Annotated in this window: 14 protein-coding genes; 9 read left to right on the top strand and 5 right to left on the bottom strand. The window is 44.7% G+C overall.

Annotation, left to right across the window (positions count from 1 at the left end; genetic code table 11):
* The first annotated feature begins 311 nt into the window (after positions 1–311).
* Together nrfA and A142_RS15920 are read left to right on the top strand one after the other, a co-directional pair.
* A complete protein-coding gene (nrfA, locus tag A142_RS15925) occupies positions 312–1,742 on the top strand; it encodes an ammonia-forming nitrite reductase cytochrome c552 subunit (protein ID WP_019821743.1) in 1,431 nt (476 codons plus the stop codon).
* A 126-nt stretch (positions 1,743–1,868) separates the two neighbouring features.
* Entirely contained in the window at positions 1,869–2,213 is a 345-nt protein-coding gene (locus A142_RS15920) for a rhodanese-like domain-containing protein (protein WP_019821742.1), read from the top strand.
* Positions 2,214–2,252: 39 nt separating this feature from the next.
* On the opposite strand, the gene A142_RS15915 is transcribed toward A142_RS15920, so the two are convergent.
* Complete coding sequence (locus A142_RS15915) at positions 2,253–2,882, bottom strand: TPR domain-containing protein (protein ID WP_019821741.1); 630 nt, start codon at positions 2,880–2,882, stop codon at positions 2,253–2,255.
* 200 nt (positions 2,883–3,082) lie between these two features.
* Entirely contained in the window at positions 3,083–5,743 is a 2,661-nt protein-coding gene (gene gyrA / locus A142_RS15910; protein WP_019821740.1) for a DNA topoisomerase (ATP-hydrolyzing) subunit A, read from the bottom strand.
* Positions 5,744–6,001: 258 nt separating this feature from the next.
* On the opposite strand from gyrA, the gene ubiG reads away from it, so the two are divergent.
* The 4 genes from ubiG (at position 6,002) to yfaE (ending at position 11,051) form a co-directional block, all read left to right on the top strand.
* Positions 6,002–6,745 carry a bifunctional 2-polyprenyl-6-hydroxyphenol methylase/3-demethylubiquinol 3-O-methyltransferase UbiG gene (ubiG, locus tag A142_RS15905; RefSeq protein ID WP_019821739.1) on the top strand — a complete coding sequence of 248 codons (744 nt, stop codon included), beginning with the start codon at positions 6,002–6,004 and terminating at the stop codon, positions 6,743–6,745.
* A 508-nt stretch (positions 6,746–7,253) separates the two neighbouring features.
* Positions 7,254–9,536: a class 1a ribonucleoside-diphosphate reductase subunit alpha gene (gene nrdA, locus A142_RS15900; RefSeq protein WP_019821738.1), complete on the top strand. Its 2,283-nt coding sequence runs from the start codon at positions 7,254–7,256 to the stop codon at positions 9,534–9,536.
* Between the two features lie 103 nt (positions 9,537–9,639).
* Positions 9,640–10,773: a class Ia ribonucleoside-diphosphate reductase subunit beta gene (nrdB, locus tag A142_RS15895; protein ID WP_019821737.1), complete on the top strand. Its 1,134-nt coding sequence runs from the start codon at positions 9,640–9,642 to the stop codon at positions 10,771–10,773.
* Complete coding sequence (yfaE, locus tag A142_RS15890) at positions 10,773–11,051, top strand: class I ribonucleotide reductase maintenance protein YfaE (protein WP_017632068.1); 279 nt, start codon at positions 10,773–10,775, stop codon at positions 11,049–11,051. Before nrdB ends, yfaE begins: the two co-directional genes overlap by 1 nt.
* A gap of 178 nt (positions 11,052–11,229) precedes the next feature.
* On the opposite strand, the gene napF is transcribed toward yfaE, so the two are convergent.
* Together napF and A142_RS15880 are read right to left on the bottom strand one after the other, a co-directional pair.
* Positions 11,230–11,745, bottom strand: coding sequence for a ferredoxin-type protein NapF (gene napF / locus A142_RS15885; RefSeq protein ID WP_019821735.1), 516 nt, complete (start codon positions 11,743–11,745; stop codon positions 11,230–11,232).
* Positions 11,745–12,311 carry a molecular chaperone TorD family protein gene (locus tag A142_RS15880; protein ID WP_019821734.1) on the bottom strand — a complete coding sequence of 189 codons (567 nt, stop codon included), beginning with the start codon at positions 12,309–12,311 and terminating at the stop codon, positions 11,745–11,747. The genes napF and A142_RS15880 overlap by 1 nt, the downstream gene beginning before the upstream one ends.
* A 198-nt stretch (positions 12,312–12,509) precedes the next feature.
* Between A142_RS15880 and A142_RS15875 the strand changes: the two genes are divergently transcribed.
* The 3 genes from A142_RS15875 to A142_RS15865 are packed head-to-tail and all read left to right on the top strand — an operon-like array spanning position 12,510 to position 16,427.
* Positions 12,510–14,948, top strand: coding sequence for a DmsA/YnfE/YnfF family dimethyl sulfoxide reductase (locus A142_RS15875; protein WP_019821733.1), 2,439 nt, complete (start codon positions 12,510–12,512; stop codon positions 14,946–14,948).
* Between the two features lie 11 nt (positions 14,949–14,959).
* Positions 14,960–15,580 carry a DMSO/selenate family reductase complex B subunit gene (locus A142_RS15870; protein WP_004733360.1) on the top strand — a complete coding sequence of 207 codons (621 nt, stop codon included), beginning with the start codon at positions 14,960–14,962 and terminating at the stop codon, positions 15,578–15,580.
* Position 15,581: 1 nt separating this feature from the next.
* Positions 15,582–16,427 carry a dimethyl sulfoxide reductase anchor subunit family protein gene (locus A142_RS15865; protein WP_019821732.1) on the top strand — a complete coding sequence of 282 codons (846 nt, stop codon included), beginning with the start codon at positions 15,582–15,584 and terminating at the stop codon, positions 16,425–16,427.
* 173 nt (positions 16,428–16,600) lie between these two features.
* Here A142_RS15865 and A142_RS15860 read toward each other — a convergent pair.
* Positions 16,601–17,637 (bottom strand): molybdopterin-binding protein (locus tag A142_RS15860; protein ID WP_019821731.1); only part of this gene is annotated, 1,037 nt, incomplete at its 5' end.

The following is a 17,637-nucleotide window of genomic DNA, read 5'->3' as shown; positions in this document are numbered from 1 at the left end:
AATTTCGATAGGTTAATCTGTGAACGCAATCACCCTATTTATATCATGGATAATTTAGGTAATTGATTGTTATATATGATAATGATTCTCAGTTAAATTCTAATTAATCTAACCACCAGTACCACTTTAGGGTTATATAAACTTCAACGTGACTAAGGTCACTGCCACTAATTGATCTGGGACAATCTATATCCAACACGTAACAAAATGTGTTTTTTATGAATTAATATAAACAGGAATTCTCCAGTTCTTAATTTGAATAGCAAACTCACAACGCTTGGTATAAAAATCAGTATATTGGAGATATCACTGTGAAAAAGCATTGGATACGTAATTCGGTCACAGCACTATTAATGGTTAGCGCGTCATTAGCAAGCGCGACCAGTTTTGCTGCGTCTGAACAAAAAGAAATTGGCGATCCTCGTAACGATCAGTTCGAGCAAAACCACCCAGATCAATATCATTCATGGAGACAAACTTCAGAAAGCGAAACGATTGAAGACGCACTAAAAGAAGATCCAAACATGGTTATCATGTGGGCTGGCTACGGCTTCGCAAAAGATTACAACAAAGCACGTGGTCACTTTTATGCGATTGACGATGTAAGACAAACGCTCCGTACTGGCGGCCCAACGGACGAAAACTCAGGCCCTATGCCAATGGCGTGTTGGAGTTGTAAAAGCCCAGACGTAGCACGTGTTATCGAAGAGCGTGGTGAAGACGGTTATTTTGAAGGTAAATGGGCACGTCTTGGCAACGAGATTGTGAATCCTATTGGCTGTGCAGATTGTCACGATACCCAAAGCGAAGGCTTTAAAAATGGTGAGCCAGCACTGAAGGTGACACGTCCTTATGTTGAACGTGCATTTGAAGCGATTGGTAAAAAGTTTGATGAGCAAAGCCGTTTAGACCAGCAAGCTTCTGTTTGTGCTCAGTGCCACGTGGAATATTACTTCACAGGCCCAACCAAAGGCGTGAAGTTCCCTTGGGATCAAGGCACTACGGTTGGCGATATGGAACGCTACTATGATGCAATCAACTTTAAAGATTGGACGCATAAAGTATCGAAAGCACCCATGCTGAAAGCGCAGCACCCAGGTTTCGAAACATGGCGCGAAGGCATCCACGGTAAGAACAAAGTCGTTTGTGCTGACTGTCATATGCCGAAAGTAACCAAAGAAGATGGCACCGTTTATACCGACCATAAAGTGGGTAACCCATTCGACCGCTTCGAAGATACGTGTGCAAACTGTCATACTCAATCTAAAGAGACCATGCGTAACATCGTTTCAAGCCGTAAAGCTCAAGTGCTGAACATGAAGCTGACCGCTGAGAAACAAATCGTTGCCGCTCACTTTGAAGCAGGCGCGGCATGGGAAGCAGGTGCGACCGAGCAAGAGATGGAGCCTATCCTACTGGATATCCGTCATGCTCAATGGCGCTGGGACTACGCTATTGCATCTCACGGCGTTCATATGCATGCACCTGAAATCGCTCTAGAAGTGCTAGGCACTGCCGTTGACCGCGCAGCCGATGCTCGTACTAAGATTGTTCGTCTACTGGCGAAGAAAGGAATCACTGATCCAATCGAGATTCCAGACATCTCGACCAAAGAAGCGGCTCAAAAAGCGCTTGGAATGGACATGGATAAGATGAACGCTGAGAAACAACACTTCTTAGACACGGTTGTTCCTAAATGGGAAGAGCAAGCTGAAAAGCGTGAAGCCAACTACGAATACTAGTTTCTTCAATTAGACCATAACGTAAAAACCAGTCACACTATTATTGTGTGGCTGTTTTTTTTAGGTTTGGGGCAATACACATCAATATCTCCTCCCCAATCCACTCGCCAATTCAAGGAATAGACAATGAAAACCTTACTTTCACTTTCAGCATTATGTATCGCACTACTCAGTTCAGGCGTTCACGCTTCTGAGCGTGCTGAGACAGGGTGGGAATTAATAGAGAAAGGCGCATTAGTGGTAGATGTCAGAACACCAGCAGAGTTCGAACAAGGGCATCTAGACAACGCCATCAACTACCCTCTTTCTGAAGTCGCTACTCACTTCACTAAGATAGATAAAGACCAACCGATCGTTTTGTATTGCCGCAGTGGCAACCGCTCAGGACAAGCCTATCAATTCTTGCAAGCTCAAGGGTTTACTCAAATCCATAACGCAGGTGGGTTGATCGAAATGCAGGAAAGTAAATAACTAAAAACAAACGATTAACGACTAGCGATTATGCCAAGCTTAACGGATCATCTGTTTGGCTTGGTTGATCGAATGAATAATCGAAACGCGATCAATCCCCTTTTGATTGGAATCGAGGATTTGAGTCCATGCATCAATCGCTTGTTGATAGCGCATGCTAATAAAGTGATCGGTCGCAATCAGCATCAATGCAGTACGATCATTGGGATCAAGCTGCATGGAATGCTCCAGTAACGCATTCACATCATCGCTCATCGCTTGTGAACTAAGATAGTAAAGTGCCGTTGCTTTGGCTGCATAGAGGCCCGAAGGTGCTTGAGGATCTAACCGAATCGCATAGTCGTAGCAGGTGAACGCTGCATCAAATTCCCCTTTCTGCATATACACACCACCCAGCTTAAACCACAAGTCGGATTGATTCGGATCTTGTTTGAGGCTTTGCTGAAGCTCATCTTGGAAATCTGTTGCCGTGTAACTATTGTTATCATCTAAAGGAAGTTGAGGTATCTCTTGTTTCAGTTGAGACCAAACAAGCATGCTCAAAGCGACCGCAGTAATCGAAATCACTACATTGCTTTTTAGATGACCGCTGTTTTTGTTCGCCGCAATGGCGACCATAATCAAAAACAAGCTCATTAGTACCAACGCAACCAACAACCAGATGTCCATTCCACACTCCTTTCTATTCACTCCCTACTCTATCGTTTACATCTCTCCTCTATATTGATCAAGGTTTAGCTATCGAGATTTTAGCGATCACGGCTCTGTTATAAAGTCACACCAAGCTCCACAAATAACAGGTAATAAAAAACCGAGCATTTAGGCTCGGTTTTTTCAATGGTAAGCTTAATTACTTAGCGTAATAGAAATTACTCAGTGTCTTGCTCGCTATCACTTTCAGAGTCAGAAGCATCTGATGCTTGCTCTTCACTTGATTCAGCAACTTCAGCGTTGATAGTTTCAGCACCAGCTTGTTCAGCTTCGCCTTCTACAATCTCAGCTTCTTCTACTTCGTCGATACGTTGTAGACCTACAACATTCTCGTCATCAGCAGTACGAATCAGTGTTACACCTTGAGTGTTACGACCAACTTGGCTTACTTCCGCTACGCGAGTACGTACTAGTGTACCTGCGTCGGTGATCATCATCATCTCATCGCCTTCTTCAACTTGAACAGCGCCAACAACTGGGCCATTACGTTCAGAGACTTTGATAGATACTACACCTTGCGTTGCACGGCCTTTCGTTGGGTATTCTGCTAGCTCAGTACGTTTACCGTAACCGTTTTGAGTCACAGTTAGGATATCGCCTTCGTTAGAAGGAACAATCAGTGAAACCACTTGATCGTCTTCTGGAAGCTTCATGCCACGAACACCAGAGGCAGTACGGCCCATTGCACGTACTTTGTCCTCGTTAAAGCGAACAACTTTGCCCGATTTAGAGAACAGCATGATGTCGCTATCACCGTTAGTGATATCAACGCCAATCAGTGAATCGTCGTCACGTAGGTTAACTGCGATTAGGCCGTTAGCACGTACGTTTGCGAATTGATCCAGTGATGTCTTCTTAACTGTACCGTCACCCGTTGCCATGAAGATGAATTTCTCGTTAGAGAACTCAGAAACAGGCAGGATAGCCGTAATACGTTCACCTTCTTCTAGAGGAAGAATGTTCACGATAGGCTTACCACGAGCAGTACGACTTGCTAATGGTAGTTGGTAAACTTTCAGACGGTATGTCTTACCACGAGTAGAGAAACATAGGATGTTATCGTGAGTATTAGCAACAAGCAGACGCTCAATGTAATCCTCATCTTTCATCTTAGTTGCACTCTTACCTTTACCACCACGACGTTGAGATTCGTAGTCGCTTAGGATTTGGTACTTAACGTAACCTGCGTTAGAAAGCGTTACTACAACGTCTTCTTGAGCAATCAGCTCTTCCATGTCGATGTCATGAACTGCCGCTGTGATTTCTGTACGACGCTCGTCGCCATAGATTTCACGTACCGCTTCAAGTTCTTCACGGATAACTTCCATCAAACGCTCAGTGCTTGCAAGGATGTGCATTAGCTCAGCGATTTCTTCTAGAAGTGCTTTGTACTCGTCTAGAATCTTCTCGTGCTCAAGGCCAGTTAGGCGGTGAAGACGAAGTTCTAGAATAGCTTGTGCTTGTGTTTCCGTTAGGAAGTATTGGCCATCGCGGATGCCGTATTGGTCTTCCAACCAATCAGGACGAGCCGCATCAGTACCAGCACGCTCAAGCATTGAAGCAACGTTACCAAGATCCCAACCGCGTGCAACTAAGCCAGCTTTTGCTTCAGCTGGTGTTGGAGCGTTACGAATAAGCTCAATGATTTCGTCGATGTTAGCAAGTGCTAGAGACAACGCTTCAAGGATGTGTGCACGATCGCGCGCTTTCTTCAGTTCGAAGATAGTACGACGTGTAACAACTTCGCGACGGTGGTCTACGAAGCACTTAAGCATGTCTTTGATGTTGAACAACTGTGGTTGACCGTTGTTCAACGCAACCATGTTGATACCGAAAGTCGTTTGCAGTTGAGTTTGAGCGTATAGGTTGTTTAGAACCACTTCACCTACTGCATCACGCTTACATTCAATAACAATACGCATACCATCTTTATCAGATTCGTCACGCAGTGCACTGATGCCTTCGACTTTCTTATCTTTAACCAGTTCAGCAATCTTCTCGATCAAACGAGCTTTGTTTACTTGGTAAGGGATCTCAGTAACGATAATGGTTTCTTTACCATTCTTCTCTACTTCGATATCCGCTTTTGAACGCATGTAAACCTTACCGCGGCCAGTCTTATAAGCATCAACGATGCCTTTACGACCACTGATAAGTGCTGCTGTTGGGAAGTCAGGACCAGGAATGTAGTCCATTAGCTCATCAATAGTGATCTCTTCATTATTGATGTAAGCCAAACAGCCATCAACCACTTCACCAAGGTTATGTGGTGGAATGTTGGTAGCCATACCTACTGCGATACCAGAAGCACCGTTTACCAATAGGTTAGGAATTTTTGTAGGAAGTACCGCTGGAATTTGTTCTGTACCATCGTAGTTCGGTACGTAATCCACAGTTTCCTTATCAAGGTCAGCCAGTAGCTCGTGAGCAATTTTCGCCATACGAACTTCGGTATAACGCATTGCAGCCGCGGAGTCGCCATCGATAGAACCAAAGTTACCTTGGCCATCAACTAGCATGTAACGCAGTGAGAACGGTTGCGCCATACGAACAATTGTATCGTATACAGCACTATCACCATGCGGGTGGTATTTACCGATTACATCACCTACTACACGAGCAGACTTTTTATATGGTTTGTTCCAATCATTACCTAGTACATTCATCGCGAACAAAACGCGGCGGTGTACTGGTTTTAGGCCATCACGCACATCTGGAAGGGCACGACCAACGATGACGGACATCGCGTAGTCTAGGTATGAACCTCTAAGCTCATCTTCAATATTTACGGGCGTGATCTCTTTCGCTAGATCGCTCATAGAGCCATTTTCCCTCTATAGTCAGATCGTATTTTTGAATACGTATAAGACCGAAAAATATAACACAAATTTACCTACGGAGGCATCACTTTCCCTCTCCTTTTACCATCTTGTGACCCTTGTAGCCAATCAATTGATGAGAAATTGCACCTCCGCATCATATCTTGCTGAAACATGGTCACTTTACATCCAATAAACTAGCAAAATTGTAGATCTTCTGGTCAGCGCGAAAAGGCAAGTTATAATGCCTGCAATTTCATGGATGCATTATTTAACTTGGAAATGCCGATTATGACTAAATCACAGAACGTAGACCCAGCAGAAATCAAGAAATTCGAAGACATGGCGTCACGCTGGTGGGATCTAGAAGGCGAATTTAAGCCACTACATCAAATCAACCCACTGCGCCTAAATTACGTATTAGAGAAGACTGAAGGCCTATTTGGTAAGAAAGTCCTCGATGTTGGCTGCGGCGGCGGTATTCTTGCAGAAAGCATGGCGGTTGAAGGTGCGATAGTGACTGGCCTAGACATGGGTAAAGAGCCGCTAGAAGTAGCGCGCCTTCACGCATTGGAAACTGGCACCAAGCTCGATTACATCCAGAGCACTATCGAAGACCACGCAGACCAGAACCCACAGACGTACGATGTGGTAACGTGCATGGAAATGCTTGAACACGTTCCTGATCCGCAATCTGTTATCACTGCCTGTTCGAAATTGGTGAAACCGGGCGGGCACGTGTTCTTTTCTACATTGAACCGTAACTTCAAATCTTACTTGTTTGCGATTGTTGGTGCAGAGAAGTTATTGAAGATTGTTCCTGAAGGCACTCATGAACACGAGAAATTCATTCGCCCTGCTGAACTTATCAAGATGGTTGATAACACGCCGCTGCAAGAATTAGGGATCACAGGACTGCACTACAACCCTCTTACGGACACTTACCGTTTAGGCACAAATGTAGACGTAAACTACATCGTCCACACGCAAAACTTTGGCTAAAAAATATCGGTAGCCCTACCGTAAAACCTTTTGTAAAAAAGACGAATGAAAAGAGTTGCAATTACCATAAGTTTGCGACTTTTTTCAGTCTAAATTTCGTGCGCTAGCTTCCATTTTGACCACCTCGATTTAAATTTAATCGCCCAAAATCCATCGCCTATTTTGGTCAAAGATCAAGGGATTTTTTTTTATGGGCGTGCAAAAATAAAGCATCATTAAAAGCCGACTTTTATACAATCAAGTCACATCTAACCTCATCAGTTAGTGGTCACTTACAGTTTTTTTTCAATCCACCACTTATCCACAAGCAACCCAATTTCTTTACCTTGAAAAATATCAGTTGTAGCACTATCTTGTAACCCAACAAACAAATGACCCCTATATGTTGTGTTTGAACTACAATATATGGGTAGACCAAGATCACAAAGCCGAAACGTAATTTACAAAAGTTACACAGAAATACACAAAAACACGGCCTTGTTCAGTTTTGTTAGGGAAATTAAGCAGAATGAACCAACAACTTACTGTTACCAAGCGTAACGGGCGCAAAGAAACGATCGATCTAGAGAAGATCCATCGCGTGATTACATGGGCAGCTGAAGGCTTGCACAATGTTTCTGTATCACAAGTAGAATTGAAAGCTCACATTCAGTTTTACGATGGCATCACCACTACTGACATTCATGAGACTATCATCAAGTCGGCAGCGGATTTAATCTCTGAAGAGACTCCTGATTACCAATATCTAGCAGCACGTCTGTCTGTATTCCACCTACGTAAAAAAGCGTACGGCGAATACGAGCCGCCTGCACTGTATGACCACGTTGCAAAACTGGTTGATATGGGTAAATACGATAGCCACCTTATGGAAGACTACACGAAAGCTGAGTTTGACGAGCTTGACGAGTACATCGACCACAAACGTGACTTAGACTTCTCTTACGCAGCGGTTAAGCAGCTTGAAGGTAAATACTTCGTGCAAAACCGTGTAACGAAAGAAATCTACGAGAGTGCTCAGTTCCTTTACATTTTAGTTGCTGCGTGTTTATTCGCTAAATACCCGAAATCGACTCGTCTTGACTACATCAAACGTTTTTACGACGCATCGTCTACGTTTAAGATTTCTCTACCTACACCGATCATGTCTGGTGTACGTACGCCTACTCGTCAATTCAGTTCTTGTGTACTGATCGAGTGTGGTGACAGCCTTGATTCTATCAACGCAACAGCAAGCTCAATTGTTCGTTACGTATCTCAACGTGCGGGTATTGGTATCAACGCAGGTCGTATCCGTGCGCTTGGTTCTGAAATCCGTAATGGTGAAGCGTTCCACACTGGCTGTATCCCTTTCTACAAATACTTCCAAACAGCAGTAAAATGTTGTTCTCAAGGTGGTGTTCGTGGTGGCGCAGCAACAGTGTTCTACCCACTATGGCACGGTGAAGTTCAGTCTCTATTAGTACTGAAAAACAACCGCGGCGTTGAAGAGAACCGTGTTCGTCACATGGACTACGGCGTACAGCTGAACAAGCTTATGTACTCTCGTCTTGTTCAAGGTGGCAACATCAGCCTGTTCTCACCTTCTGACGTACCTGGCCTTTACGATGCGTTCTTCGAAAACCAAGACCGTTTTGAAGCGCTATACGTTAAGTACGAAAACGATCCATCAGTGAAGCGTGAAACAGTAAAAGCTGTTGAGCTATTCTCTCTGCTAATGCAAGAGCGTGCTTCTACTGGTCGTATCTACATTCAGAACGTTGACCACTGTAATACACACAGCCCGTTTGATTCTGAAGTTGCACCTGTTCGTCAATCGAACCTATGTCTAGAAATCGCGCTACCAACTAAGCCGCTTTCTAACGTAGAAGATGACGAAGGTGAAATTGCACTTTGTACGCTTTCAGCATTCAACCTTGGCGCAATCAATGAACTAGACGACCTAGCAGAGCTTTCTGAGCTGGTTGTTCGTGCACTGGATGCACTTCTTGATTACCAAGACTACCCGCTTCCAGCAGCATACAAGTCGACAATGAACCGTCGTACTCTAGGTGTGGGTGTAATCAACTACGCATACTACCTAGCGAAGAATGGTGTTAAGTACTCTGATGGCAGCGCCAATGGCCTGACTCACCGTACTTTTGAAGCGATTCAATACCACTTGCTAAAAGCATCTGTTGAACTAGCGAAAGAGCAAGGTCGTTGCCCATCTTTCCACGAGACCAACTACGCGAAAGGCCTACTGCCAATCGATACTTACAAGAAAGATATCGACTTAGTATGTGAAGAGCCATTGCACTACGATTGGGATTCTCTACGTGAAGAGATCATGGAGCACGGTCTGCGTAACTCTACGCTAACAGCGCTTATGCCTTCTGAGACATCGTCTCAAATCTCGAACGCGACTAACGGTATCGAGCCACCACGTGGTTACGTGTCAGTGAAAGCATCGAAAGACGGCATCCTGAAGCAAGTTGTTCCAGATTTCCTAAATCTAAAAGAGAACTACGAGCTACTTTGGAACATTGGTTCTAACGACGGTTACCTACACCTAGTAGGTATCATGCAAAAATTCGTTGACCAAGCTATCTCTGCAAACACTAACTATGACCCAAGTGTTTACGACAGCGGTAAAGTACCAATGAAGAAGCTGCTTCAAGACCTACTAACAGCGTACAAGTACGGTGTTAAGACGCTTTACTACCATAACACTCGTGATGGTGCTAAAGACGACCAAGGCGATGCAGTTCAAGTGCCGGAAGAAGATTGTGAAGGCGGCGGTTGTAAGATCTAAACCGCAATAAACATTAAGACCCCAGAGAAGAGTTATCTTCTCTGGGTTTAAAGCATTAACAGGGTCCGTTTTATGACGGGTCTTTAAAGGATTTGAGGCATTTATGGCTTACAGTACTTTTTCTCAGCAAAAAAATGACCAGCTAAAAGAACCAATGTTCTTGGGTCAGTCGGTAAACGTTGCACGTTACGACCAACAAAAATTCGAAATCTTCGAAAAGCTTATCGAGAAGCAGCTTTCTTTCTTCTGGCGTCCAGAAGAAGTTGACGTGTCTAGCGACCGTATCGACTACAACAAGCTTCCTGAGCATGAAAAGCACATCTTCATCTCTAACTTGAAGTACCAAACACTTCTAGATTCTATCCAAGGCCGCAGCCCGAACGTTGCCCTACTTCCATTGGTATCACTACCAGAAGTAGAAACTTGGATTGAGACTTGGTCTTTCTCTGAAACGATTCACTCTCGTTCTTACACGCACATCATCCGTAACATCGTGAATGATCCAGGCGTAGTATTCGACGACATCGTTGAAAATGAAGAGATCCTTAAGCGTGCTAAAGACATCGCTTTCTACTACGACGACCTAATCAAGCTAACGGCTGACTACCACCGCTACGGTGAAGGCAACCACAGCATCAACGGTGAAGACGTTAAGATTTCACTTCACAACCTGAAGAAGAAACTTTACCTATGTCTAATGTCAGTAAACGCACTAGAAGCAATTCGTTTCTACGTAAGTTTCGCATGTTCATTTGCATTCGCTGAGCGTGAGCTAATGGAAGGTAACGCTAAAATCATCAAGCTAATCGCTCGTGATGAAGCGCTTCACCTGACAGGTACTCAGCACATGATCAACTTGCTACGTAACGGTCAAGACGACTTCGCATTCATGCAGATCGCTGAAGAGTGCAAGCAAGAGTGTTTCGACCTGTTTAAAGAAGCAGCAGAGCAAGAGAAAGAGTGGGCAGAATACCTATTCAAAGACGGCTCTATGATTGGTCTGAACAAAGACATTCTTTGCCAATACGTTGAGTACATTACCAACATCCGTATGCAAGCGGTTGGTCTAGGTACTGCTTACCCAGCAGCGACATCAAACCCAATCCCATGGATCAACGCTTGGTTATCTTCAGATAACGTACAAGTTGCTCCACAAGAAGCTGAAATCAGTTCTTACCTAGTTGGTCAAATCGACAACGAAGTAAAAGCTGACGACTTTGAAGGATTTGAGCTGTAATGCCAACAATCAAAATCAACAAGCTGACTTCGATTGAATCTAATCCTTCAAACACTCTGTTGGAAACAATGGAACAAGCTGGGTTAGAGCCAGAATACAACTGCCGTGATGGCCACTGTGGCGCATGCCGCTGTACGTTGGATTCTGGTGAGGTTGAGTACGTTGGTTTTGCTATGGCTTACACACAAGGCGATGAGATTTTGCCATGCATCTGCAAAGCAAAAACCGATTTGTCGCTGAGTAACGTGATTCACAGAAGCAAACAGAAGCGCGCCTAATCTATTCGATTTAAGCTCGCTTGCTTAATTTCATTTGCTTTCGCTTTAGATAGAATCATGTAAGTTCTAACGCTTCATCAGAAATGATAAGTATTAAAAAGGGTCCGCCTCCTCTTGGAATGCGGACCCTTTTTCTATCCGTGTCTTTAGCTCTCAACCACCGAGCCAAACTAGATGGCTACTGTTGAGTCAGGTTCAAAGTCACAGAGCCAATGTAACAAGCGCTTCGGCACTCTCCACAGCCATTGCACTTATCTTGAACGACCGTAGGCAACTCTCCTACTTCAATGTGTATCGCACTGGCAGAACAAGCTGTTTGGCAGGCATTACAATCCATTTGCATGTAGTTATTGCAGCTATCAGCAAAACTAGGCTTCAAGTCGATATAAGACGTTACCGTTGGATGAAGCGCACCAGTCGGACACACTTCAGTACATTTATTACACATAGAACAACTGTTGTAATCCAAATTCAGCAGCGCACTGCCCTCTAGCATCTCAATAACGCTATTCGGACACGCTTGCTCACACAACCCACAACCGTCGCAAAGACGCTCAAACAGCACCTCATCGACAGCCCTAGGTGGCCTAGCATGTAAGCGCTGTGATTTCTCTTCATAACTTGCCGCAGCTTTAACCGGCTTAGAGAGTCGAGTTAAGAAACCACGCCTATTTGAATTTATTTGCTCAGACATTAGTCGATATATAACTTTTTAGTAGCAACGTTTAAATTATATTCAGATGTTAATTGATTAAGCCAATTTATTACATCACTTGATAGCTTCTTATAAAATGGTAAATCTGATGCTGTATTTAATTTATCTAAATAAACAGAAGACCAAGGTAATAAGTGACACTCTAATAATTCACGAGCTGAATTTATATTATTATTTTCTAACAAATACGCATGAGCGAATAACATTAAACCAAATTGATCTTCCGGCTCTCTTAACCCAGTGTCTAATTCAATCTGATTCAATTCTAAAAACTGGCGATACTCTACAGTAGAAGCGCCGAACACAACGCGGTCTTTATCTAGGTACACAGAACCCCAAGGCGGAGCTGGCATGTCTCCAACGCCCTCAAACAGGCGGCTGAACTCAGCTGAGAGTGCATCTTCGTCTTCACATCTCAATGCCTGCAAGCATTCTTCAGAGAGTACTTCGCTCTCAACCAAAGCTTCGACAATGGTGATTAACTGTTCTTTACTTGTCGCTTGATAAAATAGCGAACCCAATAATTTATGCGTATCGATAATCATTATTATTTATACCGTTATAGGTTTAAAGATAATTATATTAATTAACTCATTTCATTCTTTGATCTATTTTATACATTCGATTCATAACATTTAAATTTCGCACTTATTTGATGCCAATCAACCAACAACTAGAAATAAAACAATAGAAATAAAACTACCTATAAAGTGCTACTCATCAATAACAAAAGGCATCTTAGAATGACGAATAAGAAAGAATCTGGGGTAATGAACCTTACTCGAAGAGGCTTCATGAAAGCTTCTTCTGCAGTAGGTAGTGCAGCCGCACTTGCGGGCGGTATCGCTTTACCTTTCAAATCCAAACCAGTAGCGGCTGCGGTTGCTGAGAATGTGGATGAGAAAATCGTATGGAGTGCATGTACAGTAAACTGCGGCTCTCGCTGTCCACTACGTATGCATGTACAAAACGGTGAAATCAAATACGTAGAAACAGATAACACGGGTACTGACGAATACGGTCATCACCAAGTGCGTGCATGTCTACGTGGTCGCTCTATGCGCCGCCGTGTTTACAACCCAGATCGCCTGAAATACCCAATGAAACGTGTGGGCAAACGTGGTGAAGGTAAGTTTAAGCGTATTAGCTGGGAAGAGGCTTTTGATGAAGTCGCTGGCACTATGCAACGCCTTATCAAAGATTACGGTAACGACACTATCTACCTAAACTACGGGACAGGTACGCTTGGTGGTACGGTAACTAAGTCTTGGCCACCAGCACAAACGCTGATTGCGCGTCTAATGAACCTAAGTGGTGGTTACCTAAACCATTACGGTGACTACTCAACAGCGCAAATCGCGAAAGGCTTGAGCTACACCTACGGTGGTTGGGCAAACAACAACTCTTTCTCTGACTTAGAGAACACTAAGCTTAACATCCAATTTGGCAACAATCCTGCTGAGACTCGCATGTCTGGCGGCGGTCTGATCCACCACTACGTAGAAAGCAAAAACAAATCAAACGCAAGAACGATCATCATCGATCCACGCTACACCGATACTGCCGGTGGCCGTGAAGATCAGTGGATCCCAATTCGTCCTTCTACGGATGCTGCATTGGTAGCCGGTCTTGCACACGTGATGATCACTGAAGACCTCGTAGACCAACTGTTCCTAGACAAATACTGTGTCGGTTATGATGAGAAGACCCTTCCTGTATCAGCACCTAAAAACAGTGACTACAAATCTTATATCTTAGGTTTAGGTGAAGATGGCGTAGAGAAGACACCAGAGTGGGCTTCTAAAATCACAGGCATTCCGGTTGATACTATCGTTAAACTAGGCCGTGAAATGGGCACAGCGAAACCATGTGCCATCCACCAAGGTTGGGGCCTGCAACGTACTGCGAACGGTGAACTAGCTTGTCGTGCAATCGCGATGCTATCGCTACTCACCGGTTCTGTGGGTGTATCAGGCGGTTCAACAGGCGCTCGTGAAAGTGACATCAACATTCCGTTTGTTCGCTTCCCTACTGTGCCAAACCCAGTTGAAACGTCAATTTCAATGTTCATGTGGACTGACGCAATTCACCGTCACCACGAGATGACAGACATCACTGATGGTGTTCGCGGTGCTGAGCGCCTTAAGAACCCAATCAAGATGATCTGGAACTACGCAGGTAACTGCATCATCAACCAACACTCAGACATCAACAAGACACACGCGATTCTTCAAGATGAAAGTGCTTGTGAAATGATCGTTGTGGTTGATAACCATATGACTTCTTCTGCGAAATACGCCGACATCATCCTGCCTGACTTAACGACATCAGAGCAAGACGACTGGTGTATGGATGGTAAAGCATCGAACATGCCTTACTTCATCTACGCACAGAAAGCGATTGAGCCTCAGTTCGAAGCAAAATCTATCTACGAGATGTGTACGCAACTTGCTAAACGCATGGGCGTAGAAAAAGAGTTCACAGAAGGCCGTACTCAAGAGCAATGGATTGAGCACCTTTACGCAGAAACTCGTAAGAACGATCCAACACTGCCAACCTTCGAAGAGATGAAAGAGCTGGGTATCTACAAGCGTAGCTACGACCACCACTACATCGCTTACGAAGATTTCCGTAAAGACCCTGAAGCGAACCCGCTGACTACACCAAGTGGCAAGATCGAGATCTACTCAGAGCAACTGGCTGATATCGCGAAAACTTGGAAGCTGAAAGAAGACGAAGTGATTCATCCACTTCCGATTTACGCGGATTCTTTTGAAGGCCATAACGATCCATTAGCAGAGAAGTACCCACTTCAGCTAACCGGTTTCCACTACAAGGCTCGTACTCACTCAACTTACGGCAACGTTGCAGAGATCAAAGCGGCGGCACCTCAAGAGTTGTGGATCAACCCAATCGATGCGAAAGAGCGTGGTATTGAAAGCGGCGACATGGTGAGTATTTTCAACGACCGTGGCGAAGTCCATATTCCAGCGAAAGTGACACCAAGGATTCTTCCTCGAGTTGTCGCACTAGGCGAAGGTGCATGGTACGCACCAGATGGTCAGAAGATCGACCATGCAGGCTCTATCAACGTGCTGACTACTCAGCGCCCGAGCCCGCTTGCTAAGGGTAACCCTCAGCATACAAACCTAGTTCAAATCAAAGCGCTAAAGAAAGCATAAGGTAGGTTGGAATGAAACAATACGGCTTTTACATTGATTCAAGTAAATGCACGGGTTGTAAAACCTGTCAGCTTGCTTGTAAAGATTATAACGATCTAGACATCAAAACGAACTACCGTCGCGTATACGAATACGCAGGTGGTGGCTTCACTCAAGATGGCGATACCTGGGTTCAGAAAGATGTTTTTTCTTACTACCTCTCTATCGCTTGTAACCACTGTACTAACCCTGCGTGTGTGAAAGTGTGTCCTTCGGGCGCAATGCACAAACGTGATGAAGACGGCTTGGTTGTGGTTGATGAAAGTGTGTGTATCGGTTGTCAGCACTGTAGCAACGCATGTCCTTACGGTGCACCACAATACAACGCTAAGAAGGGTCACATGACCAAATGCGATGGTTGTTACCAACGTGTTTCTGAAGGCAAACAGCCGATCTGTGTTGAGTCTTGCCCACTTCGTGCATTGGAGTTTGGCGAAATCAATACGCTTCGCGAGAAGTACGGCTCTGGTGCAGATGTGGCGCCACTGCCATCTTCAACCGAAACACTGCCAAACATCGTGATTAAGCTGAACAAAAACGCGAAGCCGACTGGCGATACCAGTGGTCACCTAGCAAACCCGAAGGAGGTGTAAGATGATTTTTCATGAGTGGTCTTTGATCTTCTTTACGGTGCTGGCGCAAACTGCGGTTGGTGGTTACTTACTGATTGGTGCTCGTGCACTGGTACTTGGTCATGACGAAGAGAAGCTGAACAGCTACAAGGTTCCAATGTTCATTCTATGGGCATTAATGGGTCTTGGCTTCATGTTCTCGACAACGCACCTTGGCTCTCCACTGCGCGCGTTTAACGCTTTTAATCAGCTAGGTTCAGCTTGGCTGTCTAACGAAGTGTTCTTCGGTGCGGCATTCTTCGCGGTCGGTGGCCTGCAATGGCTATTGTCTGTGCTTAAGAAAGGTGGCGTAGCTATCCAGAAAGCACTGATGGTTGGCGCAATGGTACTGGGTGTTATCTTCATGTACGCGATGATCAATGTATACATGATCAACACAGTACCGACGTGGAACAACATCTACACACCACTGAGCTTCATCATGACGATGGTTGTGGGTGGCTTGCTGCTGTCTCAGTTCGTGATTGTATTCGCAAACGACAGCCGCTTTACGGTTGACCGTAACATCACCATGCTGGCTGTTATCGCTGTTGCTATCAGCTTGCTTGTGACAGTAGGAAAACTGAACCTAATCGGTGACATCCAAACTTCAGCTGCAAAAGCCTCTGAGTTAGTCGATGGTTTAGGTAGCTATGTGATTCTTCAAGTGGCACTGCTAATGGCAAGCTTGTTGATTTGGATTCTACCTATGCTGAACAAAGCAAAAGTGAACCCAGTGAACCTTGGCTTAGCACTAGTATTGTTCTTGGCTTCAGAGTTAATCGGCCGTGGTTTGTTCTACAGTCTACATATGACAAGCGGTTTGTAATCAAGTTCTTACAGACATGAGTTACGTGTAAACGTCGCTGCTTGTTTAGTTATCTAGAAGGCTAGATAAACAAAAGGCCCAACACCTATTTAGATGTTGGGCCTTTTTATTTCATTTTTCTAGCGTTTTTAGTACAGACTTAGCGAGTTCGCTTACATCGTTAGCTTACATAGCTACTTAATGATAGCCGCTGGAATAAACATGTCTTTCAATCGCTTAACCGAAGAGTAAGTACCAAACATCGGTTTGTTGTCTAGATGCCTTCTCAGCATATCGGCGGCGACGGTCTTAATCACGTTGCGTTGGTCTTCACGCGAGTACTGACGATAAAACTCAAGTACCTGACCCCACTCGCCTGCTTCAGTCGACAATGCAACGCTGAATGTGTTGCCTTCCAGCTTACCAGTCACCAAAGCCAATTCGGTTCCGCACTTTTCTCTTGTTGCGCCAGCCAGAGCAAAGGTCGCGGCTAATGGATCGCTTTTTTCAAGCTCGCTCTCTTTTGGCTCAGCCATCACCCATGAGTGTCCGAAGCAATCTTCTATCTGCTCATTCAACTGCAGCCACGCTGACAGTGAACCTTTGGTCGACACTTCAGACACAGATAACGTCTTCTTTTTTTCCGCCATGATGTGTCCAATATGGTCAATCATCGGCTCATCGACACTAACGACATTACTCTCTAGCAGCTTGTAAACCATTTGCAGAAGCTTAACGCGAGTTTCTAGGTCTGCCTTAGGACCAAACAGTTTAACCTCAATGAATGGCAGATAAGAGCGATAACCCAACTCATAACCTTCTGGCAGCTTTAGTTGGTCCAAAACATCAGAGATACCAGACTCAGACAAACCAAACGTAAACAGTCGACTGCATTCAGAGGCAACCACTTGAGGGTAGGTACGCGACAAGTCAGGAAGAATCTCAAACGTGACCATGCGTTTGAACTCACTCGGTACGCCCGGCGTGAAATAGAAAGTCGCATCGTTGATTTTCAGTTTGAAGCCACAAGCCGTACCCACAGGGTTATCGACAATCTCTGAACTCGCAGGTAACAAAGCTTGTTTAAGATTGCTGTCAGGCATGGGCATACCGCGTCCTGAGAACATCTCTTCCATACGAGAAAGCCATTCAGGGAACATGACGAGTTTCTGCTCAGAAGCCGTTGCAGCGGCTGCAGCACTCATATCATCGGTTGTTGGCCCTAGACCAC

The sequence above is a fragment of the Vibrio splendidus 12E03 genome (assembly GCF_000272105.2).
Lineage (GTDB): Bacteria > Pseudomonadota > Gammaproteobacteria > Enterobacterales > Vibrionaceae > Vibrio > Vibrio splendidus_I.
This window is presented reverse-complemented; position numbering and strand designations above follow the sequence as displayed.

What these genes read in the sequence shown, in the direction of transcription:
- A142_RS15920 (WP_019821742.1), top strand. Translation starts at nt 1,869, where the DNA reads ATGAAAACCTTACTTTCACTTTCAGCATTATGTATCGCACTACTCAGT.
- A142_RS15915 (WP_019821741.1), bottom strand. Translation starts at nt 2,882, where the DNA reads ATGGACATCTGGTTGTTGGTTGCGTTGGTACTAATGAGCTTGTTTTTG.
- gyrA (WP_019821740.1), bottom strand. Translation starts at nt 5,743, where the DNA reads ATGAGCGATCTAGCGAAAGAGATCACGCCCGTAAATATTGAAGATGAG.
- ubiG (WP_019821739.1), top strand. Translation starts at nt 6,002, where the DNA reads ATGGATGCATTATTTAACTTGGAAATGCCGATTATGACTAAATCACAG.
- nrdA (WP_019821738.1), top strand. Translation starts at nt 7,254, where the DNA reads ATGAACCAACAACTTACTGTTACCAAGCGTAACGGGCGCAAAGAAACG.
- nrdB (WP_019821737.1), top strand. Translation starts at nt 9,640, where the DNA reads ATGGCTTACAGTACTTTTTCTCAGCAAAAAAATGACCAGCTAAAAGAA.
- yfaE (WP_017632068.1), top strand. Translation starts at nt 10,773, where the DNA reads ATGCCAACAATCAAAATCAACAAGCTGACTTCGATTGAATCTAATCCT.
- napF (WP_019821735.1), bottom strand. Translation starts at nt 11,745, where the DNA reads ATGTCTGAGCAAATAAATTCAAATAGGCGTGGTTTCTTAACTCGACTC.
- A142_RS15880 (WP_019821734.1), bottom strand. Translation starts at nt 12,311, where the DNA reads ATGATTATCGATACGCATAAATTATTGGGTTCGCTATTTTATCAAGCG.
- A142_RS15875 (WP_019821733.1), top strand. Translation starts at nt 12,510, where the DNA reads ATGACGAATAAGAAAGAATCTGGGGTAATGAACCTTACTCGAAGAGGC.
- A142_RS15870 (WP_004733360.1), top strand. Translation starts at nt 14,960, where the DNA reads ATGAAACAATACGGCTTTTACATTGATTCAAGTAAATGCACGGGTTGT.
- A142_RS15865 (WP_019821732.1), top strand. Translation starts at nt 15,582, where the DNA reads ATGATTTTTCATGAGTGGTCTTTGATCTTCTTTACGGTGCTGGCGCAA.